Genomic DNA, 18,720 nt, shown 5'->3' with positions numbered 1-18,720 from the left:
AGTCATCGCCGTTGCACCGCCTTTGCGTAGAGGTCGAGTAGCCGGGAATCGGGATCGTAGGTTTTCTTGACCGTGTTGTAGGCCTCGCCGCCGTACAACTCGTCGAATTCCTCGCGGGCGTAATAGGAGTCGGAATACAGCGACTTGTGCCCGTCGAGCTCGCTCACCTTCGCTTCGATCGTCCGGTTGGTGGCGCCTTCCGTGGCGCCCGCCGGCACCGAAGACCAGAAGCCGATGTTGACGTACGTGTGGTCCGGCCGCATCGGATACAGCGGCCAGCGCCCATGGTCGCGCAGCCGTAGCGGACACAGCCAGATCGGGGTGATGGGCACGCTTCGCAGGAACCACTCGAGGAACTCGCAGGTCCGTTCGACCGGCACCTCGACATCCTGGACCACCCGCTCCCGCGGCGGACGGCCGTGGCGTTTCTCGATGCGGTCGGCGACGCCGAAGCGCTGGTCCATGGCAACGAGCTTCGAGTAGACGCTGCTGCGCCGGTAGCGGCGCGGCCACCAGCGCCGCAGCCGGGGGTTCTGCACACCGAACGCGCGCGAGCACCAGAACCAGTCGGTGTCCCAGCGCCAGAAGTAGTCGTGCGTCGTCAACCGGTCGTCTTTGGTGGCTTCTTGTGCGAGTTCCGAGCCGGGGGAGTCGTGCCGGATCGACTGGTAGTAGATGCTGTTACCGGTGTAGTCGCTGACCGGCCCCGGGGTGGTGGTTCGCCGGCCCACGCACAGGTAGCTCTCCTCGGCGCTGAACACCACACCGTCCAGATAGTCGACCGGCGTCCCGCCCTGCCCGCCGGTATCGATGATGCGTTCCATCGCCGCGATCAGCGCCGGCAGCGAGCGGAACCGGACGTGCCGCAACGCGACAAACGGCGCGATTGGCTCCAGCTCGATCCGCAGCCGCGTTGAATACCCAAGCGTCCCATAGGAATTGGGGAAAGCGCGGAACAGGTCGGGATGCTGGGTGCGCGACGCGGTGAGCAACTCGCCGGCGCCGGTGAGGATATCCATTTCCAGCACCGATTCATGCGGCAGGCCATTGCGAAACGATGCCGACTCGATGCCCAGGCCGCTGACCGCACCGCCGAGCGTGATGGTCTTCAATTGCGGGACGACCAGTGGCGAAAGGCCGTAAGGCAGCGTCGCGGCCACCAGATCCTCATAGGTGCACATGCCGGCCACATCGGCGGTGCGGGCCTCGGGATCGACGCTCAGCACGCGGGTCAGACCCGACGTGTCCAGGCCGTGGGCGTCGCGTTTAGTGCGGGCGCGGAACAGGTTTGAGGTCGGCTTGGCGAGCCTGACGGCGGACGTTGCCGGGATGGATCGATAACTCGCCATCAACCGGTCAACGCCCGCCTTGTGCGCCGAGAGTGCAGATCCAGGGACAGGCACCACATATACCCTAGTCTTCGACAACAGCCCGTGCACCCGCGCGCGGGCCGCATAGCTTCAGGAGTTGTTTTGGGACAGGTGAGTGCTGCCAGCACAATTTTGGTCAATGCCGAGCCGGGCGCCACCCTCGCGGCCGTCGCGGACTATCAGCAGGTGCGCCCGAAGATTCTGTCCCCGCAGTACAGCGATTACCAGGTGTTACAGGGCGGCCAGGGCGCCGGTACCGTCGCCAAATGGAGGCTGCAGGCCACCAAATCTCGCGTCCGGGACGTGCAGGTCAGCGTCGACGTCGCCGGCCATTCCGTCATCGAGAAGGACGCCAACTCGTCGATGATCATCAACTGGACGGTGGCCCCCGCCGGTCCCGGCTCCAGCGTCACCGTGAAGACCACCTGGACCGGTGCGGGCGGCGTCAAGGGTTTCTTCGAGAAAACCTTTGCGCCGTTGGGATTGAAGAGGATTCAGGGCGAGGTATTGGCCAACCTGAAGCGGGAACTGGAAAGCTAGCCCGAGCCGGAACGGCGGCTGGCAACCGCCACCGTCGGCCCCAAGCGTTGGTTCGGGAATTCGACGGTGATCGCCGGGTCGGCGAACTGGGCGAGCGCCCTCAGCGCCGACGGGCTGTACGTGCGTAGCTGGCTGATGAAACCGTCGTGTGCCAGCGGGCTCACCCGGGTAAAAGGCCACGTCGCCGCCAACACCACCGAGTGGAGCGCTGCCGCGGGCCGGCGGAGATCGATGATCAACAACTTTTTCGCGGCCCGGGTCCCTTCGGCGAACACCCGGGCGGCCCGCGCGGGCGGCAGGTGATGTAACGACATCGCGAAAACCGCGAGGTCGTACTGCCCGTCCGGGGCGTCGATCGCGGTCGCGTCCATCTGCCGCACCGTGGCCCGTGGGTGAGTGCCGAGGTCCCCGGCGGCGACGGCGGCCACGAACGTGGGGTCGATGTCGGTGACCGTCACGTGTGCGGTGGGGAGCATCTCGAGCAGCTTGCTCGACAGCCCGCCGAGGCCCGCCCCCAGCTCGAGGATCTTCGGAGAGGGCGTATCGGCCAGCTCGGCAAGCACGATCCTGGCCAACTTTTCATGAGCACCCAAGAAGCGTCGTCGTCCGGCGCGGTCGAGCGCGTGGACGACCTTTTGCTTCAGATCGTCGACATCGTCGCGGTCGAGGTATTCCAGCCGCTCGGTCTGCAACCGACGGTCCAGCCAGGAGGCGTTCGGCCCGCCCCGGGGCATGTTCGCGATGTCGTGGGCGCTGCTGTCCACGTAGATCATCATGGACCATCGGTGCACCGATCGACCGAGTTTTGCGCGCAATCCGTGGCCACAGAAGTGCTCGATCTGTGTTGTCGTGCCGGGGCCCGCGCTACCATGAATTGCCGGTTTCCCGAAGGGAAGACAATGCGCGGAAATTCCTCTGCGATCCACCGGGCGTTCCGGACAGTTTCCCAGTCCTATGGCCTGATGCGACAAAAAGACGCCGCGGCTTACTACACGATGATCGGCGACGACGTCATCGATTTCATGAATGAGGGTTACGTCGATAACTCCAAGCCCTTGTGGCTAAACCTCGGTTACTGGAAAGTCGCTCGCACCTATCCGGACGCTTGTGTCGCGATGGTGGAGCTCTTGGGGACGCGGGCCGGGTTGAAACCAGGCGACAGAGTCCTCGACGTCGGCGTCGGTTTCGGGGAGCAGGACTTTGTTCTTCTCGAGCGCTTCAAGCTTTCCCACATTACGGGTATCGACATCACCCCGGTCCACGTCGACATGGGCCGAGACCGCGTCGCCAAGCGCGGGCTGGACAACCAAATCGATATCCGGTGCGGTTCCGCGACTGCAATGGATTTTCCCGACATGTCGTTCGAAAAAGTCTTGGCCCTGGAATGCGCATTCCACTTCGACACCCGCGATCAATTCATCCGCGAAGCGTTCCGCGTCCTCAAGCCCGGCGGAACCATTGCGCTCACCGATATGTTGCCCAAACCTGGCAAGAAATCCGGACTGACGACCGCGTTCGGCCGGAAGTACGGACACATTCCGAAAGCCAATTACTACGACCGGCAGGAATACTCGGGCCGGCTGGCCGCCGCGGGATTCGGGGATATTCGGGTGGAATCGATCCGGGAAGACGTGTACCCGGGCATGGCCAAGTACACCCGGCAGCGCATTCAGGCAAAGAAAAAGATGAATGAAGTGGTCGTGGAAGTGACGGAAGACGATCGCGCGCAATGCCGCGGCGTATCGCTGTGGGAACGATCGACCGGCTTCTCGGACTATGTGATCGTGTCGGCACGGAAGCCCTTGGAAGCCAAGGGAATTCGCCGATGACGTGGACGTGCTAGAGGAGTCCGAGCAGTCGCAGGTCGGTCGCGTACTTGGTGATGATCGGCGCCGACACGTGCGGAATGTCATGGTCGGGGCCGATTTTCGCGTCCTGGACCGCGGCACGGAACCGGTCGGTCGGCGCGTAGGACCCGCGGCTCGGCTCGGGGGGCTCCAACTGGTCGGCCGCGTGTAACACGAACTCCAGCACGTCCTGGACCGAGTGCCGGCGCTGTCGATCCGGCAGCGCACTCAGGGCGGCCTCGAACCGCTGCAACCACTCCCCGAAGTCGCCGATGCGCTCGATCGGGTGGCCGGCCTCGATCAGCCAGTCGACGTACTCATCGAGCCCGATGCCGTCGTCGTGCGGGTTCATCACGTGGTAGGTCTGGAATCCGTCGACCGCCCGGGCGCCCAGCGTGGCGATCGCCTCGGCGACGAAACCGACTGGCAGCCCGTCGAAGTGTGCGCGTTGCCGATTGCCGTCGGCGTCGAGCCGGAAGAACGAGGCGGGCGCGACGCCGGTGGCCAGGATGCTCAACGCCGTGCGGGTGAACACGTCCGGCAGATTGAGCTGGCCCGCATACGCGGGGTCGGCCAGGATTACGTCGCAACGAAATACCGAGACCGGCAGCCCGCACAGGTCGTGGGCCTCGCGCAGCAGTACCTCGCCGGCCCACTTGCTGTTGGGGTATCCGTTGCCGTAGCTGTGGTCGATCCTGCGCGTGGGGCTGATGACCCGGATGTCGGCGTCCTCGGTGAACAGCGACCGTTCGATCTGGTAGCCCACGGCGCTCGTCGACACATAGGCGTAGGGCTTGATCTTGGTGGTGAGTGCCATCCGGATCAGCTCGGCGGTGCCCATGACGTTGGGCCCGAAGAATTCGCGGTAGGGCAGGACGGTGTTGACCAGCGCGGCGGGATCGACGATCAGGTCGACGGTGTCGGCCAGCCGCTGCCAGGTCTGCCGGTCCAGGCCGAGGTCGGCTTCACCCTTATCGCCGGCGACGACCTGGAGATGATCGGCGGCCAGTTCCTGGTAGTGGTGCAACAGCTCCGGGTCGCCGCTGTCGAAGGTTTTGTCCAGCCGGCGTCGCGCCTCGTCGACAGATTTGGCGCGCACCAGGCAGATCAGGGTGCCGTCGACGAGCTTCATTCGCTCGAGCCATTGCAGAGCGAGGTAGCGGCCGAGGAAACCGGTGGCCCCGGTGAGCAGGACGGTCCGCGCCTCGGTACCGGCCCGGGGCAGGCTCGGCGCCGCCGACAGTGTCGGGGCGTCGATGAACTTGTCCAGCCTCAGATCGCCGCCGCGCACCTCGGTGCTGTCACTTCCGTGCACGGCTGCAAAGAGCAGATCGCTGGCCGGACTTTCATGTCGATCCAACCGCTCGCTCAGGCCTCTGACGGACGGGGCGTCGAAAACCATACGTACCGCCACGTTGGTATCCAGGGCTTTGTTGATCGAGTCGATCAGGCGCATCGCCGACAGCGAATCGCCGCCCAGGTCGAAGAACGACTCATCGACCCCGACCCGCTCGAGCCCCAGGACCTGGGCGTAGACGCCGGCCACGATCTTCTCCGTCGGGGTCTGCGGCGCCTGGAAGGGTGTGGCGGCAAACACCGGCGCGGGCAGCGCCTTTCGGTCGATCTTGCCCGAGGAGGTCAACGGGAATCGCTCGAGCACGACGATCTGAGACGGCACCATGTAGTCGGGTAACCGTGCGCTCAGACGCTGACGCACCGCACTGACCTTGGTGTTGGTGCGGGGTTCGTTGGCGTGGGCGGTACTCCGGCGGGCCCGGGTGTCTGGCAGGTAGAGGTCGGTCACAGGGTGTGGTTCGGGGCCGATGAAGACGGCGTCGAGCGTGCCGGGTTGGGCGCCCCAGGTCACCGCGACGTGATATCCGGCGGCTTCGCCGACGCGGTGCAATTGTTCGGGAGTGGCGGTATCGGGGATCGCCGTGGCTTGGGCGAGCGCGTCGGCCAGCGGTAGCCCGGCCGCGAGGCTCTGTTCGAGGTGGACGTCGGCGATCACTCCCGTATGGGGGATTTCGGCGACGCGGATCGTGGCGGGACGTTGCGTCATCAACTGGGTGCGCAACCCGTCCAGCCCCGCGCATTGGGCCCACGTGCAGGTGGGCACGGCCGCGAGCGAGCGCGCCGGCGTCGGGGTTTTATGGATGACAACGTCGTAGCGGTACCGGTTCACTTCGTTGTCGGCGAGCCCGCGTTTGACCTGGATGTCGAGCCCGGCCACCGATGGTCGCTCGGCGGCCCAGGCAAGGAAAAACTCTGGGGCTAAGAGCAATTCGGATTCGCTGAGCATGGCGCGCTGAACCCACTGGCGGATCTCGGCGGTGTCCGTGCTGTCGGTGCGGGTCAGCGCGACCGCGGTTTGGAAGGCGGCTTGCAGGGTGTGGTTGCGGACGTCGCCGAGGAAGAGGGCCCCGCCGGGGGCCAGCAGATCCATGGCGTGGTCGATGACCTCGGCCAGGTATTGCCGATTGGGGAAGTACTGGATGACCGAGTTGAGCACGACGGTGTCGAAGTAGCCGGGCGGCAGCCCCTCGACCACATGGGCGGGTTGGGTCAGCAACCGGACCCGGTCGCGCCAAGGGATCTGCAACCGCTCCAGCGAACGGGCCAGGTAGTCGATGGCCGCCGGCGAGATGTCGGTGGCAACGTAATGCTCACAGCGCGGGGCGATCTCCGACAACACCAACCCTGAGCCCGCGCCGATCTCCAACACTCTTCGCGGCCGTAGGGTGCCGATCCGATCGACCGTTGCCGATCGCCACTCCACCATCTCCTGGAGCGGAATCGGATCCCCGGTGTAGCTGCTGTTCCAGCTCCGAAAGTCCATGCCGAACGCCGGCTCCCCGACCTGGGTGCCGTACAGCTCGTCCCAGACGTGTTGCCAGCCTTCGACGGTTTCGGCGTCGTGGTCGGCTCCGGCGTCGCGCTCGAGGGTGAGGTAGGCGACGAGATGCGCTCCGGTCTTGGTGTGGTGCACGGTTGCGGCCGCCTGGGTGACCTGCGGGCACGACAGCAGGGTGTTTTCGATTTCGCCCAGTTCGATGCGTTGTCCGCGCAACTTGACCTGGGAATCGGCGCGGCCCACGTAGTCCAGGGTTCCGTCCGGAGTCCAGCGCACCAGGTCACCGGTGCGGTACATCCGCGCCCCGGCAGCGCCATGGGGGTTCGCGACGAATCGTTCCGCGGTCAGGTCGACCCGGCCCAGATAGCCGTGCGCAAGCACCGGCCCGCTGACATACAACTCGCCGACCACTCCCCTGGGCACCGGGTTCAGCCGGGCATCGAGAACCACCGCGCACGCTCCGGGCAGCGGGGCGCCGATGCCCACCGGCTGACCCGCCGACAGCGGTGCGGTGCAGGTGACCCAGATTGTGGTCTCGGTGGGGCCGTAGGTGTTGAACATCCGCCGGCCCGCCGCCCAGGTGGCCGCCAACTCGGCCGGCAGGGCCTCCCCGATGGTGATCAGCGTGTCCACGCCCTGCAGCCGGTTCGGATCCAGCGACGACAACACCGTCGGGGTGAATACCGCCGCATTCACCTGCTGGTCTTGCAGCAACGTGGTCAACGCCTCGCCCGCGTAGGCGTCCCTGCCCGCCACCACCAGCGCCGCCCCCGACCTCACCGCCGCCAACAACTCGCCGACCGAGACATCGAAGGTCGGCGCGGCCACCATCAGCAGCCGCGAATCCGCTCCTAACCCGACGCTTTCGCCGAGCGCCGCCGCCAGCAGACCGGCGTGGCTGACAGCGACCCCTTTGGGGGCACCGGTGGACCCCGACGTGAACATCACGTACGCGGTGTTGCCCACCCCCAACGGCGCCAGCCGCTCGGCGTCGGTAATCGTGTCCGCGCACCGTCCGCTCAGGTCCAGCCCGTCGACGCGCAGCACCGGGCGCGCCCCGGCCCCGGCCACGGTGCCGGCGCCACACGTCAACACCCACCCCGCGTCGACCGTGTCCAGCATCGTGGCGACCCGTTCGACCGGATAGGCCCGATCCACCGGCACATAAGCCCCGCCGGCCTTGACCACCGCCCACCAGGCCACCACCAACTCCAGGCACCGATCCATTGCCACGCCCACGGCGTGCTCGGGACCCACCCCGGCCTCGATCAGCATCCGCGCCAGCCGCGTCGACCACTCGTCCAGCTCGCGATACGAGACCTCCCGGGTGCCGTCCACCACCGCCACCGCGTCGGGACGTGCCGCCACCGCCGCGGCCAACAACTGCGGCGCCACCTCCACGGGCGTTCCCACGCCGGCGCCAGACCACTGCGACAGCACTAGGTCCCGCTCGCGGCGATCGAGCAGCGGGACGTCTCCCACCACCACCGACGCATCCGCCACCACCGCCTCGATCAGGCGCCCAAGCCAGGCGACCAACCGCTCGACCGTGGCCCGGTCGAACAGATCGCTGGCATACGTCACGACACCGGTGGCCATCGGCGCCGCCGGATCGTCGGTCGGCACTTCGCTGAACTCGAATTCCAGGTCGAATTTGGCGGTGCCCGTCGCCGCCGTCAGCGGCTCGACACTGAGCTCGTCGAACGACAACGCCTCGGGGCGCACATTGTTCTGGAAGGCCATGAACACCTGAAACAGTGGATGGTGTGCGGTGGATCGCGCGGGATTCAGCTGCTCGACGAGCCGCTCGAACGGGACATCCTGATTGCCGTAGGCATCCAGCGCCTTATGGCGCACCTGTTGGAGCACATCGCTGAACCGGTGCGCAGAAGTGATCCCCACCCGCAACACCCAGGTGTTGACGAAGAACCCGACCAGATCGTCGAGCGCCTGATCCAACCGTCCGGCGATCGGCGTGCCCATCACCACGTCCTCGCCGACGCCAACTCGGTGCAACAGCACCGCCACCACCGCTTGGAGAACCATCGATGCCGTCGTATTATGCTCTGCAGCAACGCCTTTGACGCCGGCCCAGATTTTCGGGTCGATGGCCACGTCGATCGCATCACCGCGGAAACTGGGCTCCGGCGAACGGGCCCGATCCGTCGGCAGCGAGGCCACTACCGGCAGATCGGCCAGTTCTTGCCGCCAGTACCGCAACTGGCCCGCGATGACGCTGTCCGGATCGGACTCAGCACCCAACAGGTCCGATTGCCAAAGCGTGTAATCCGCATACTGCACCGGCAGCGGCGCCCACCGCGGCGCCTCCCCGCGCGCCCGCGCCCGGTAAGCCTCGGCGATGTCCCTGACCATCGGCGCGAAGGACCATCCGTCAAAAGCGATGTGGTGCAACACGATTGTCACCACATGCCGCTCGGGCCCGACGGAATAGATCTGCGCACGGATCGGGATCTCCGCGGACAAATCGAATCGATGACCCGCGAGGGCGATCACGTGGGCGGCGACATCCTGCTCCGGCAAAGACGTGACCGCCCGGTCCCCGCCTCGCCACATGCCCGCCTTGGCCGGCATCACCTGCTGAAACGGCACACCGTCGATGTCGGGAAATATGGTGCGCAACGATTCGTGGCGGGCGACGACATCGTCGAGGGCCGATTCCAGCGCCGCGACGTTCAACGGCCCGCTCATCCGAAAAGCGATCGGCATGTTGTAGGTCGCAACCCCGCCCTCGAACCGGTTGAGGAACCACAGCCGGCTTTGGGCGAACGACAGCGGGACCACTGCCGGCCGCGGACCGGCCACCAACGGCTTACGCCGACCCGCATCCGGGCGCGAGTCGGCTCCTGGCCGGTCTGCACCCAGCACTCCGAGCAGTTCCAGGTCGGTGGCGTACTTGACGATGATCGGCGCCGTCACGTGCGGAATGTCCGCGATGTCCTTGTCGGGGCCGATCTTTGCCCTTTGGACCGCGGCGCGGAACCGGTCGGTCGGCGCATAGGACCCGCGGCTCGGTTCGGGGGGATGCAGCTGAGTAGCGTTGCGCAACAGCAACATCTGCAGCACCGAGTGCCGGCGCTGTCGATCCGGCAGGGCGCGCAGGGCGGCCTCGAATCGCTGCAACCACTCCCCGAAGTCGTCGATGCGCTGGACGGGGTAACCGGCCTCGATCAGCCAGTCGACGTACTCGTCGGGCCCGATGCCGTCGTCGTGCGGGTTCATCGCGTGGTAGGTCTGGAATCCGTCGACCGCCCGGCCGCCCAGCGTGGCGATCGCCTCGGCGATAAAGCCGACTGGCAGCCCGTCGAAGTGTGCGCGTTGCCGATTGCCGTCGGCGTCGAGCCGGAAGAACGAGGCGGGCGCGATGCCGGTGGCCAGGATGCTCAGCACCATCCGGGTGACGGTGTCCGGCAGGTTGAGCTGCCCCGCGTAGGTGGTGTCGGCCAGGATCATGCCGGAGCGGAAGACCGAGACCGGCAGCCCGCACATGTCGTGCGCCTCGCGCAGCAGCACCTCGCCGGCCCACTTGCTGTTGCCGTAGCCGTTGGCCAGACTTCCGTCCACGGTGCGGGTCGGGCTGATGACCCGGATGTCGGCGTCCTCGGTGAACAGCGACCGCTCGATCTGGCGGCCGACGTCCGAAGTCGACACGTAGGCGTAGGGCTTGATCTTGGTGGTGAGCGCCATCCGGATCAGCTCGGCGGTGCCCATGACGTTGGGCCCGAACAGCTCTCGGTACGACAGGACCGCATTGACCAGCGCGGCGGCATCGACGATCAGATCGACGGTGTCGGCCAGCCGCTGCCAGGTCTGCCGGTCCAGGCCGAGGTTGGCTTCACCCTTATCGCCGGCGACGACCTGGAGATGATCGGCGGCCAGTTCCCGGTAGTGGCGCAACAACTTCGGGTCGCCGCTGTCGAAGGTCTTGTCCAGCCGGCGTCGCGCATCGTCGGCGGAAGTTCCGCGCACCAGGCAGATCAGGGTGCCGTCGACGAGTTGCATCCGCTCGAGCCATTGCAGAGCCAGGTAGCGGCCGAGGAAACCGGTGGCCCCCGTGAGCAGGACGGTCCGCGGCTCGGTCGTGGCCCGGGGCAGGCTCGGCGCCGCCGACAGCGTCGGGGCGTCGATGAACTTGTCGAGCCTCAGATCGCCGGCGCGCAGCTCCGTGGCGTCGCCGCCGTGCACGGAGGCGAAGCACCGATCGCTGGCCGGGCTCACGGCCGGGGCTGCTTCGAGCAGCCTGCCGTCCCTACCCAACAGCTGGCTCAGGCTTCTGACCGACGGCGCGTCGAAGATCGTGCGCACCGCCAGGTTCGTATCCAGGGTTTTGTTGATCGCGGTGACCAGGCGCATCGCCGACAGCGAATCGCCGCCCAGGTCGAAGAACGACTCGTCGACCCCGACCCGCTCGAGGCCCAGGGTCTGGGCGTACACGCCGGCCAGGACCTCTTCGACCACGTCGGCGGGGGCCCGGTAGGGACCGGCCCGGTATTCGGGTGCCGGCAGGGCGCGTCTGTCGAGCTTGCCGTTGACGGTGCGGGGCAGTGTCTGAACGACCATCACCGCGGCAGGGACCATGTAGGCCGGTAGCCGGTCGGCGAGCCGCGCGCGGATCGCGGCGGGGTCCACCGCTCCGGGGACGGACTCGGTGAGGTAGCCGACCAATCGTTTGTCGCCCGGGCGGTCCTCGCGGGCGATCACCACCGCCTGCTCCACCCCGTCCAGCGCGGCCAGTGCCGCCTGAATCTCACCGAGTTCGATGCGGTATCCGCGGATCTTGACCTGCTCATCGGCGCGCCCGAGATACTGCAGCTGCCCGTCGGCGCCCCACCGCACCAGATCCCCGGTGCGGTACATGCGTGTTCCGGGCTCCCCGAACGGACAGGCCACAAACCGCGATGCGGTCAGCCCGGCCCGGCGCAGATAGCCGCACCCGACGCCGCGGCCGGCCACGTACAACTCGCCGACCATGCCGACCGGCACCGCCCGCAGCCAGCCGTCCAGCACGAACAGGGCCGCCCCTGGCACCGGTGCACCGATGGGCACCACCGCCGACCCCGCCGCCAGGGGGGCGCTGATCGCGGCGTAAACCGTGGTCTCGGTCGGGCCGTAGCCGTTGATCATCACCCGCCCGGGCGCCCAACGGTCCACCACGTCGCCCGGGCAGGCCTCGGCGGCGACCATCAACGCCGCCGGTCCGAGACCCTCGGGTGAGAGCGCCGCCACGGCCGACGGGGTCTGGCTCAAGACGCTGACCCTTTCAGCCACGAGCAAGGCGTGGAAGGCCTCCGGTGCGGCCGCCACCGCCTCGGGCACCACGACCAGGCGGCCGCCGTGCAGCAAGGCGCCCCAGATCTCCCAGACCGAGTAGTCGAAGGCATAGGAGTGGCACTGCGTCCACACTTGTTCCGGCCCGGGCTGCACGCCGACATCGAGTGAGTCGAACAGCCGGGTGACGTTGTGGTGGGTGACGGCGACGCCCTTGGGGACACCTGTGGTGCCCGAGGTGTAGATGATGTGGGCGACGTCGTCGGGGCCCGGCGGCGGGACCCCCGTCTCTGGGTAGGCATCAAGGGCGGGGTCGTCGGTGGCGATGGCCGGCACGTCGTACCCGCGCAGCCGGTCGGCCAGCCCGATGGTGGTGACCGCGGCGATCGGCGCGGCGTCCGCCATCGTGAACTGGATCCGGGCCGGCGGGTGCGCCGGGTCGATCGGCAAATAGGCCCCGCCCGCCTTCAGCGTTGCCAGGATCGCGATGATCGCGTCGGCGCACCGATTGAACAGCAGCGCCACACACTGGCCGGGTCCCACACCGTGTTCGATCAGCAAGTGCGCCAAGCGGTTTGATGCCAGGTCAAGATCGCGGTACGTCATCGAACGGCCGTCGAACGTGACCGCCACCGCCTCGGGTGTGCGCGCCGCCTGCGCGGCGAACAGGCCCGGAATCGACACCGGCGTCGCGGGCCGGGCCAATACCGCGCGGTTGCCGATCTCATCGAGGAGGGCGTGTTCGTCGGCATCGAGCACATCCGTCGACGACAACCGAGCCGTCGGATCGGCGGTCATAGCCACCAGCACCCGCCGCAACCGCGCGGTCAGCGCTTCGACGTCGGCCGCGTCGAAGACATCGCTGTCGAATTCGACGCGCAGGCCCAATTGGTCGCCCGGCATGGCCTGCAGTGTGAGCGGATAGTGGGTGGATTCGCGGGTGGCGACGTCGGTGATGGCCAGCTCGCGGACATCCAACGATGCGGCGGTGTCGATCGGGTAGTTCTCGTAGACGAACAGGGTGTCGAAGAGTTGGTCGTGGCCGGTGGCGCGGTGAATCTCGGTGAGCGCCAGGTGTTGGTGTTCCAGCGTGTGGTTGTGGTGGTTCCGCAGTTGGTCGAGCAGGTCGACGGTGCTGGTGGCCGGGGTGATGGTCGCGCGGACTGGCACCGTGTTGATCAACAGGCCGACCATCGTTTCCGCGCCGGGCACATCGGTCGGCCGGCCGGATACCGCGGTGCCGAAGGTGACGTCATGGTGGCCGGTCAGCCCCATCAGCAGCTGCGCCCACGCCGCCTGGAGCACGGTGTTGACGGTGGTGTGACACGAGCGCGCCAGGTCGGTCAGTGCCCGGGTGGTCTCCTCGGGCAACCGCGACGCGGTCACGCCGCGCCGCCCGAGCCCCGATCGGCGAGGTGGGGCCACCAGAGTGGGGGTATCGAAGCCGGCCAGCACATCGCGCCAGGCCGCGCGGGCGGCCTCCAGGTCCCGATCGGCTAGCCAGTCGACGAACCGGCGATACGGCGTGGCCGCGGGGAGTCGCTGTCCGTAATAGCCGGCGAAGATGTCCCCCAACAGGATCGGCAGGGACCAGCCGTCGAGCACGATGTGGTGATTGGTCAAAACGACCCGGTGCCGGCCTTCGGCGGTGCGGATCAAAGCCACCCGAAAAGCCGGTGGCTGGGCGAGGTCGCAGACCGCGGAGCGTTCGGCGGCGCACACCTGCTGGACCTGTTCCTCTGAGCCCAGTTCGAAGTACTGAAACGCAGGCGTCGGGTCGGCCGGAATGATTTGGACCGGCGCGTCGAATTCTTCGCAGAACCGGGCGGCCAGGTTGGGATGGCGGGTGATCACCGCGTGTACGGCGTCGTGCAGGCGATGCGGGTCGAGCGGGCCGGTGACGGTGATGTCCAGCTGCATCGCGTACAGGTCGTCATTGCCGCCGGCGGCGCCGGCGTGAAAGTGCAGTCCCTGCTGCAGGGGAGTCAACGCCAAGATATCGGCGATCCGGTACCGCTGCTGCAGCTCGTCGATCTGGGGCTGGCTGAGCCGGGCGGGGACGATATCGGAGGGCGTGAGTCCCCCGCCGCCGCGTAGGACATGCGCGCAGATGCCGGCCAGCGCGTCGAACCACAGCCGGCTGAGCCGGCTGACCTGGCCGTGGTCCAGTGCCGAAGAGGCCCACGTCCAGGTCGCGTGCAGGTGTGGGCCGGCGCCGGCGTCATCGTTTTCCAACGCGACGGCGTTGACTTCCACGGTGTGTCCCAAGGGCATCGGCACGGTGGTCGCGGCGGCGACCGACAGGCCGTCCTGGCTGACGCGCCACAGCTCGTCGGGGAGGTCGGCGGCGCCCGCGCCCATCCGGCCCAAATAGTTGAACCCGATCGCCGGATCTGAACCGGGCATGTCGACGTCGGCGTTGAGGTAACGCAGCAGCCCGAAAGTCAGGCCGTCGGGCAGGGCGCGGAGCTGTTCCTTGGCGTCTTTGATCACCGCACCCAGGGCCGCGTCACCGCCCACGACCTGAGCCCAGCGCAGCCCCCCGACCGCCAGGGAGACCGGGTATTTGGTGGTGAACCAACCCACCGTGCGCGACAGGTCGACGCCATCGAACAGGTCGTCATGGCGCCCGTGGCCTTCGACATCGATACCGATGGGTGCGCCACCGTCGGCGCCGAAGTATTCGGCCCAGGCCATGCCGAAGGCGATCAGCAGGATGTCGGTGATGCCGGTGTGAAACGCCGCGGGCACCTCACCCAGCAGCAGGCGGGTTGTCTCGGCATCCAGTGTTGCCGTCAGGTGCCCGGCGCCGGCATAGGTATCCACCTCGGGTTGTACCGGCGGCAGCGCGGCCGGGAGCGCCAACACCTTTCGCCAGCGGTCGGCCTGGTTGGCGACCGCGGGGGCGTGGGCGTGCTCGTCGAGCAGTGCGGCCCAGCGGGCAAATGAGGTCCCCGCCGCCGGCAGCGCGATCGGTTGTCCGCCGCGATGCTGACCCCACGCGATGTTCAAATCCTCCAACAGGATTCGCCAGGACACCGCGTCGATGGCCAGGTGGTGAATGACCAGCGCCAACTGGCCGGTGGCCGTCGCCCACAGTGCGCGAACCATTGCCCCGTCGGCCGGGTTCAACCGTGACCGGGCGTCTGACAGCGCCTCACCGGAGAGCGCGTCGACGATCCGCAGGCAAGCATCGGAGTCGACCGAACCCGGTTCGGGCACGTGGAGCGACAGGTCGCCGGCATCGTCGGTGCCGGCGCGCAGCCGCAGCATGGCGTGCCGGTCCAGCAACGCCTGAAGAACGATCACCACGTCGGCCTCGGTGACCCCGGCGGGTGCCTGGACCACCATCGTCTGGTTGAACTGGTCGATCGGCCCGGCGACGGTGTAAAGCCAGCGCATGATCGGGGTGGCCGGCAGCGGCCCGACGCCCTCATCGACCGGAACGGTTTCGACGCCGGCCACCGTGGCCACGCGGGCCAGCCGGGCCACGGTCTGCTCGACGAAGATGTCGCGCGGCCGACACGTCAGCCCGGCCGCCCGCGCCTGGGCCACCACCTGCATCGACAAGATGCTGTCCCCGCCCAGGTCGAAGAATGACTCGTCAACCCCCACCCGCTGAAGCCCGAGCACCTGGGCGTAGATGCCGGCCAGGACCTCCTCGACCGCGTTGGTCGGCGCGCGGTAATGATCGACGTCCCCGTATTCCGGTGCCGGCAGGGCGCGAGTGTCAAGCTTGTTGTTGACCGTCAACGGCAATGCGTCGATGCCCACCACCGCGGCGGGAACCATATAGGCCGGGAGCCGCTCGGCCAGCTGGGCGCGCGCCTCGGCGGGGCCCGCCGTTCCGGTGATGTAGCCGACCAGGCGTTTGTCGCCCGGACGGTCCTCACGGGCGATCACCACCGCCTGCTCAACGCCGTCCAGCCCCGCCAGCGCGGTCTGGATCTCGCCGAGTTCGATGCGGTACCCGCGGATCTTCACCTGATCATCGGCGCGTCCGAGGTAGCGCAGCTGCCCGTCGGGACCCCACCGCACGAGGTCGCCGGTGCGATACATGCGCGTCCCGGGTTCGCCGAAGGGACAGGGGACAAAGCGTGACGCGGTCAATCCGGCCCGGCGCACATACCCGACCCCCACGCCGCGGCCGGCCACATACAACTCGCCGACCACCCCCGGCGGCGCGGGGCGCAGCCATTCGTCGAGGACGAACAACGCCGCGGTGGTGACGGGAACGCCGATCGGCGCCGCCCCGGACCCCGCTGCCAGCGGCCGGCTCATCGACGCGTACACCGTCGCCTCGGTCGGTCCGTAGGCGTTGACCACCACCCGTCCGGGTGCCCAGCGATCCACCACCTCGGCGGGGACGGCCTCACCACCCAGCAGCAGCGCCACCGAATCCAGCCCCTGCGGTGCGAGCGCGGCCGCCGCGGACGGGGTCTGGGTGAGCACGTTCACCCCTTCGTCGACCAGTAAGGCGTTGAAGTCCTCCGGCGAGGCGGCTACCTCGTCGGGCACGACGACCAGCCGCCCGCCGCCGAGCAGCGCGGCCCAGATTTCCCACACCGAGAAGTCGAAGGCAAAAGAGTGGCATTGGGTCCAGACCTGGGCGCCGGGTAGGCCCGGGGGTGCCGACTGCGCCAGGTGGGTCAGGTTGCGATGGCTGATGGCAACACCTTTGGGGACACCGGTAGTGCCCGAGGTGTAGATGAGGTAGGCGATGTCGTCCGGGTCGGGTGCGGGCAGCGCGGTGCCGGGTTGGCCGTCCACAGCAGGGTCGTCGACGTCGATGACCGACATGCTGTACCCGTCCAGTCGCGACCGCAGGCCCGCGGTGGTGAGAGCGGCGACCGGCGCGGCATCGGCGATCATGAACTCGATCCGGGCGTCGGGCAGCGCGGGGTCGATCGCCAGATACGTTGCCCCGGACTTGAGTACGGCCAGCATCGTCGCCACCGCCTGCGCGGATCGCTCCAACAACAGCGCCACACACGAGCCCGGCCCCACCCCGTCGGCGGTCAACCGGTGCGCCAACCGGTTCGCGGCCTCGTCGAGTTCCCGATAGGTCAGTGAACGGCCGCCACTGCGGATCGCGACCGCCTGCGGCGAGCCGGCCACGTGGCCGCCGAACAACTCCGGAACGGACACGGGCGCGGGCGTCGGCTCGGTCAAGACCGCCCGGTTGCCGAGCTCATCCAACCGGGCATGCTCGGCGGCATCCAGCACATCCAGCGACGACAACCGCTGGTCCGGGTAGGCGGTCATCGCGTCCAACACGCGTTCGAACCGCTCGATGAGTGCGGCGACGGTTGCCGTGTCGAACAAGTCGCTGCGGAATTCGACCGCCCCGCCGATGCCGGCGGGCTCGCCCGCCTCGGTGAAGCGTTCGGCAAGCGAGAACGACAGGTCCATGCGGGCGGTGTGGGTGTTCACCGGCACCTGGGTGGCTCGCACATCGCCCAACGCCAATCCGGCGGCGGGGTCGTGGTTTTCGTGCCCGGAGAGGTTCTGCCAGGACAGCATCACCTGGACCAGGGGGTGATGGGCTAAGGACCGGGTTGGGTTGAGCCGCTCGACCAGCACCTCGAAGGGCACGTCTTGGTGATCGTAGGCGGCGAGGCTGCGCCTGCGCACCTGGCCCAGCAGGTCGCCGAAGCTGGGATCTCCGGCCAGATCGACCCGCAACACCAGGGTGTTGACGAAGAACCCGACCAACTCGTCGAGCGCGGGATCGCCACGCCCGGCGATCGGAAACCCCACCGCCACATCGGAACTCGCGCTGAGCGCCGACAGCAGCACCGCCAGGGCGGTCTGAACCACCATGAAGCTGGTCGCGTTGTGTTCACCGGCGAGCTGGCGCACTCGTTGCTGGAGCTCCGCGGGCCAGTCCACGTCGGCCTTGGAGCCGTGCAGGTCGGCCACCGGCGGATACGGCCGATCGGTTGGCAGCTGCAGGAATTCGGGCATCCCGGCCAGGGCGTCCCGCCAGTAGGCCAGCTGCCCGGCGATGGGGCTGTTGCCGTCGTCGAGATCGCCGAACCGTTCGCGTTGCCACAACGTGTAATCCACGTACTGCACCGGCAATTCAGCCCAGCCCGGGGCCCGCCCCGCGCTACGGCTGGCATACGCCATGCCCAGATCACGCAACAGCGGGGTGATCGACCAGCCGTCGGCAGCGACATGGTGCACCACGCCGACCAACACGTGCTCATCGGCAGCGACACGGAAAAGCCTTGCACGCAACGGTATCTCGGCTGCCAGGTCAAACGTGTGAGCCGCTGCCTGCTCGACGGCCTCACTCAGCCGGCTCGGCGACCATGCGGCGGCGTCGACGATCTCCCACCTCAAGTCGGCCCGCTCGACGGACACGACCCGCTGTTGGGGTATGCCGTCGGGCGCGGCAATCACCGTGCGCAGGCTCTCATGACGTGCGATCACGTCGACCAGCGCGGCACCCAGCGCGTCGACATCAAGGCGCCCGCACAACCGCAATGCCACCGCCATGTTGTAAACCGCTGAGGGGCCGAGCAATTGGTCGAGGAACCACAACCGATTCTGGGCGAAAGACAACGGCACCACCGCCGGGCGCTCGACAGCCACCAACGGCTTGCGCCGCCCTGCCCCGTCGCCGATACGGGGCGCCAGCTGGGCGATGGTGGGAAAGTCGAACAAGGTGTGCACGTCGAGGTCGGTGTCCAGCGCGGTGCTGATCGCGGCGACCAGACGCATCGCGGACACCGAATTCCCGCCCAGGTCGAAGAACGAGTCGTCGATGCCGACCCGGTCGAGCCCGAGCACTTGTGCGTAGATGCCGGCCAGGATC

General features: G+C 67.8%; 5 protein-coding genes (1 of these 5 running past the window's edge). 2 read left to right on the top strand and 3 right to left on the bottom strand.

Annotated elements, in window-relative coordinates:
* Nucleotides 1–2: 2 nt before the first annotated feature.
* Nucleotides 3–1,406, bottom strand: a complete 1,404-nt coding sequence (locus A5756_RS19235) for an FAD-binding oxidoreductase (RefSeq protein WP_066955890.1) — start codon at nucleotides 1,404–1,406, stop codon at nucleotides 3–5.
* 66 nt (nucleotides 1,407–1,472) lie between these two features.
* Here A5756_RS19235 and A5756_RS19230 point away from each other — a divergent pair, with 66 nt between their 5' ends.
* On the top strand, nucleotides 1,473–1,910 hold the full coding sequence (locus tag A5756_RS19230) for an SRPBCC family protein (RefSeq protein ID WP_066955887.1): 438 nt from the start codon (nucleotides 1,473–1,475) through the stop codon (nucleotides 1,908–1,910).
* On the opposite strand, the gene A5756_RS19225 is transcribed toward A5756_RS19230, so the two are convergent.
* A complete protein-coding gene (locus A5756_RS19225; RefSeq protein ID WP_066956051.1) occupies nucleotides 1,907–2,683 on the bottom strand; it encodes a methyltransferase domain-containing protein in 777 nt (258 codons plus the stop codon). The two genes, A5756_RS19230 and A5756_RS19225, sit on opposite strands and share 4 nt — an antisense overlap.
* 189 nt (nucleotides 2,684–2,872) lie before the next feature.
* Between A5756_RS19225 and A5756_RS19220 the strand changes: the two genes are divergently transcribed.
* Nucleotides 2,873–3,739: a class I SAM-dependent methyltransferase gene (locus A5756_RS19220; RefSeq protein WP_067790035.1), complete on the top strand. Its 867-nt coding sequence runs from the start codon at nucleotides 2,873–2,875 to the stop codon at nucleotides 3,737–3,739.
* A gap of 10 nt (nucleotides 3,740–3,749) precedes the next feature.
* Here the strand turns inward: A5756_RS19220 and A5756_RS19215 are convergent, their stop codons facing one another.
* Nucleotides 3,750–18,720 carry the 3' portion of a non-ribosomal peptide synthetase gene (locus tag A5756_RS19215; RefSeq protein ID WP_066955881.1) on the bottom strand. It continues 1,610 nt past the right edge of the window, so 14,971 of the gene's 16,581 nt are visible here — the last part of the coding sequence; its start codon lies beyond the right edge, outside the window — the gene reads right to left on this strand; it ends in the stop codon at nucleotides 3,750–3,752.

Source organism: Mycobacterium sp. 852002-53434_SCH5985345, assembly GCF_001667155.1.
Lineage (GTDB): Bacteria > Actinomycetota > Actinomycetes > Mycobacteriales > Mycobacteriaceae > Mycobacterium.
This window is presented reverse-complemented; position numbering and strand designations above follow the sequence as displayed.